Source organism: Streptomyces colwelliae, assembly GCF_048158785.1.
In the GTDB taxonomy this organism is placed as follows: Bacteria; Actinomycetota; Actinomycetes; order Streptomycetales; family Streptomycetaceae; genus Streptomyces.
Map to the genome: position 1 here is coordinate 1 of NZ_JBLTJC010000580.1, position 4,611 is coordinate 4,611.

The following is a 4,611-nucleotide window of genomic DNA, read 5'->3' on the forward strand; positions in this document are numbered from 1 at the left end:
CTGGGTCCGTCAATCCGTGGTGTTCCCGGGTGAGCAGACGGTGCGGGAGAGCTGCGACCTGGCCACCGGTTCGGCCGGTGTCGCGCTCTTCCTGGACCGGTTCCGCAGGACGGGCCGGTCGACGGGGTGTGGCCGACCGACCACGCGGCCGTCGTCGTCGACCTGAGTGACTGACGGCAGGGCCCAGGCAGGGCCTAGTTCACCGTTCGGCTCCGCCCAGGAAGATCGGATTCGTGAACGCGGCCAGCGCCCCCGGCACCGGTCCCGCCGCCGTCTCGTGCCTCAACTCGGCCCGTACGTACGCCGCGTAGGACGCCGTCGTGTGCCACTCCACGGTCCCCGCCCCGCCCACCGGGAGCGGATCGCTGGTGAACAGCACCCCCTGGTCGGTCACGAAGCGGACGGTGCAGCGTGCGGCGCCCGTGGCCTCCAGCCGTAGCGTGACCGGGGTGTCCGCATCCACCCTCAACCGTTCGCCGATTCCCGCGTGTTGGGCCCGGCCGCCGGACGCGGTGAAGGTGAGGGAGAGGTTCTTGGACTCGGCGACGTAGGAGTGTCCCGCGCGGATGCCGTCCTGGATGGCCTCCCTCGTCAAGTCCTCGGCGAGGACGACGGTCTGGGGCAGGCCGATCGCGTCGGGGTCGCGGTGGGCGTCGCTGTTGCCCATCGCCGGGAGCCACCCCGGGTTCTCCTGGTTCTCCCGTACGGAGGCCACGAGCGTCGCGTCCCAGGAGGCCAGGGCGACCTCGTCGTCGGGCGTGTAGGGGCCGTTCCACACCTCGACGGCGTCCGCCTCGCCGAAGCCGAACTTCCAGGCGCAGCCGATGCAGGTGGCGTGCGGATGGGCGGGGACGACCAGGCCGCCGGCCCGCCGGATCTCGCGGGCGAACCGTCCGAAGCGGTTGTCGCGCGCCCGGTACCGCCAGTCGACGAAGGTGCCGGGCTCGGTGCCGAGGGCGACCACGTGACCGTTACGCGTGGTGACTTCCTCGCCCAGCAGGATCAGCAGGTCGTCGCCCGCCTCCGAGGCCCAAATGGGGTGCGAGGACTGGGTGTTGTGGTCCGAGGAGTTGATGAAGTCCAGGCCCGCCGCCCGCGCCAGCGCCGCGATCTCGGCGGGGGTGCGGCGCCCGTCCGAGTACCAGGAGTGCAGATGGCAGTCACCCCGGTACCAGGCCCGCCCGCGCCCCTTCGCCCGCTCCGGCGGGTACACCGGCCGCGAGGCGACGCCCGGTTCGCCGTAGGTGAGCGTGATCGTGAGCTCGTACGACAGCCCTTGCGGGGAGACGGTGTACGGGCCCAGCGCGATGTGCCACGTACCGGCGCGCACCGGGCCGGGGAGGTAGCCGGGCGTCGCGTCGTCCACGCGGAGGAAGAACTCCGTGCGGGCCCCGCCCGACCAGCCCCGGAAACCACGGCCGCCCAGGTCCGTGCCGTGCTGGTCGAAGATGCCGATGTCGAGGGCATTGCCCTGGGTGCCGACCGGGACGGACGGTCTGTCGTACGTGTACGCCACCTTGAGCTCGCGGACCCCCGCGGGGACCTCGACGGGCACGTACACGTAGTCGGGTGAGCCGGTCGGGAGCGTGCCCCGCACCGTCCGGGTCTCCTGGTCGCCGTCTGCCGCGGCCTCGGCGCCGCTCGCGAAGGTCACGCTTCCCAACGTAAGCGCGGCGGTGGCGCCCGTCACGATCAGCGCGCGTCTGTTCATGCCGTTTCCGTGATCGTCATCGCACATGCGGCTGCTCCCGGAGTGTCGTCAGTGACAGGGATGGTGCGGAGGTGACCCGTACGACTCTGATAGTCGGCCGTGAACTCCGGTGCAAGCACAGGGAATCGGCGGGTGTCGGGAAACCGGAGTCGGTGCGGGGGAGGACCGAGCACTCCGTCTGCCAGTGACACCGTGTAACGACCTGCCCGGCCGGAACGAATCGGGCGCCCCTCTTTGGCCTGATCAGACCGATCGTATGCTCGAAGGATGACGACTCCCGCGAGCTCCGGAACCGGCCCGACCGAGAACTCCATGCGTCGCGCCCTCAAACGCGCCCGTGACGGCGTCGCCCTCGACGTCACGGAAGCGGCGGTGCTGCTCCAGGCCCGCGGCGAGGCCCTCGACGACCTCACCGCGTCCGCCGCCCGGGTGCGCGACGCGGGCCTGGAGACGGCCGGCCGCCCCGGCGTGATCACGTACTCGAAGAGCGTCTTCATCCCCCTCACCCGCCTCTGCCGCGACAAGTGCCACTACTGCACCTTCGTCACCGTCCCCGGCAAGCTCCGCCGCGCCGGCCACGGCATGTTCATGTCCCCCGACGAGGTCCTCGACATCGCGCGCAAGGGCGCCGAACTCGGGTGCAAGGAAGCCCTGATCACCCTCGGCGACAAACCCGAGGACCGCTGGCCGGAGGCGCGCGAGTGGCTCGACGCGCACGGCTACGACGACACGATCGCGTACGTCCGCGCCATCTCCATCCGCATCCTGGAGGAGACGGGGCTGCTCCCGCACCTCAACCCCGGGGTGATGACCTGGACAGACTTCCAGCGCCTCAAGCCGGTGGCCCCGTCCATGGGCATGATGCTGGAGACGACGGCGACCCGCCTCTGGTCCGAGCCCGGCGGCCCGCACTACGGCTCCCCGGACAAGGAACCCGCCGTACGCCTAAGGGTGTTGGAGGACGCGGGCCGGTCCTCGGTCCCCTTCACCTCCGGCATCCTGATCGGCATCGGCGAGACGTACGAGGAGCGCGCGGACTCCCTCTTCGCCCTCCGCAAGGTCTCCCGCTCCTACCACGGTATCCAGGAACTGATCATCCAGAACTTCCGCGCCAAGCCGGACACCGCGATGCGCGGCATGCCGGACGCGGAGCTGGACGAGCTGGTGGCGACGGTCGCGGTGGCGCGCCACATCATGGGCCCGTCGGCCTGCATCCAGGCACCCCCCAACCTCGTCGACTCGGAGTACAAGCGCCTGATCGGCGCGGGCATCGACGACTGGGGCGGGGTCTCCCCTCTCACCATCGACCACGTGAACCCCGAACGCCCGTGGCCCCAAATCGAGTTGCTGCGCGAGGAGTCGGCGGAGGCGGGCTTCGAACTGCGCGAACGGCTGTGTGTGTACCCGGAGTTCGTAGGGCGGGGCGAACCCTGGCTGGACCCACGCCTGTTGCCGCACGTACGGGCACTGGCGGACCCGGGGACGGGACTGGCCCTTCCCGATGCGGTCGTGGAGGGCCACGCGTGGCAGGAGCCGGAGGAGGCCTTCGTGTCATCCGGCCGCACGGACCTCCACACCACCATCGACACGGAGGGCCGTACGTCCGACCGCCGTGACGACTTCGACGAGGTCTACGGCGACTGGGGTGCCCTGCGCGAGGCGGCGGCCCCCGGCATGGTCCCCGAGCGCATCGACACGGACGTACGGCAGGCCCTCGCCACGGCGGCCGACGACCCGACGAAGCTCACCGACGCGGAGGCCCTCGCGCTGCTGCACGCGGACGGTCCGGCGCTGGACGCGCTGACGCGGATCGCGGACGACGTACGGAAGTCGGTGGTCGGGGACGAGGTGACGTACATCGTCACGCGGAACATCAACTTCACCAACGTCTGCTACACGGGCTGCCGTTTCTGCGCCTTCGCGCAACGCCGCACGGACGCCGACGCGTACACGCTCTCCCTGGACCAGGTGGCGGACCGGGCCCAACAGGCCTGGGAGGTCGGGGCGGTCGAGGTCTGCATGCAGGGCGGTATCCACCCCGACCTGCCCGGCACGGCGTACTTCGACATCGCGAAGGCGGTGAAGGAACGCGTCCCCGGCATGCACGTCCACGCCTTCTCCCCGATGGAGGTGGTGAACGGCGCGACGCGCACGGGCCTTTCCATCCGGGAGTGGCTGACGGCGGCGAAGGAGGCGGGCCTCGACACCATCCCCGGTACGGCGGCGGAGATCCTCGACGACGAGGTGCGGTGGGTCCTGACGAAGGGCAAACTGCCGACGGCGACGTGGATCGAAGTCGTCACGACGGCACACGAGTTGGGCATCCGTTCTTCGTCGACGATGATGTACGGCCACGTGGACCAGCCGCGCCACTGGCTGGGCCACCTGCGGACGTTGGCCGGGATCCAGCAACGGACGGGCGGCTTCACGGAGTTCGTGACGCTGCCGTTCATCCACACCAACGCGCCGGTGTACCTGGCGGGGATCGCCCGCCCGGGCCCGACGATGCGGGACAACAGGGCGGTGGTGGCGATGGCGAGGCTGCTCCTGCACCCTCACATCCCCAACATCCAGACGAGCTGGGTGAAGTTGGGCTCGGAGGGTGCGGCGGAGATGCTGCGCTCCGGGGCTAACGACCTCGGCGGCACGTTGATGGAGGAGACGATCTCGCGGATGGCGGGTTCGTCGTACGGCTCGTACAAGTCGGTGCGGGACTTGGTCGCCGTAGCGGAACTGGCGGGTCGGCCGGCGCGCCCCCGTACGACCTTGTACGCTCCCCGGACTCGCCTACCAGCCTCGTCGCCGACGGGGCCGCGCCCGTCGGCGACGTCGCGCACACCACCCGCCTCCTGAGCCTGGACAACGTTTTTGACGCCGAGGGCCTGGTGGCATGGGGCGTG

The 4,611-nt window shown here is 70.6% G+C and carries 2 protein-coding genes; one reads left to right on the forward strand and one right to left on the reverse strand.

Translation table 11 applies throughout. The features are described from left to right. Positions 1–199: 199 nt before the first annotated feature. A complete protein-coding gene (locus ACNFOC_RS51220) occupies positions 200–1,738 on the reverse strand; it encodes a CehA/McbA family metallohydrolase (RefSeq protein ID WP_416965835.1) in 1,539 nt (512 codons plus the stop codon). Between the two features lie 240 nt (positions 1,739–1,978). Between ACNFOC_RS51220 and ACNFOC_RS51225 the strand changes: the two genes are divergently transcribed. Then, positions 1,979–4,564, forward strand: coding sequence for a bifunctional FO biosynthesis protein CofGH (locus tag ACNFOC_RS51225; protein ID WP_416965836.1), 2,586 nt, complete (start codon positions 1,979–1,981; stop codon positions 4,562–4,564). Positions 4,565–4,611 lie beyond the last annotated feature (47 nt).

Bases quoted from the DNA above. Each gene is read 5' to 3' on its own strand.
- ACNFOC_RS51225 (WP_416965836.1), top strand. From the start codon at position 1,979: ATGACGACTCCCGCGAGCTCCGGAACCGGCCCGACCGAGAACTCCATG.
- ACNFOC_RS51220 (WP_416965835.1), bottom strand. From the start codon at position 1,738: ATGTGCGATGACGATCACGGAAACGGCATGAACAGACGCGCGCTGATC.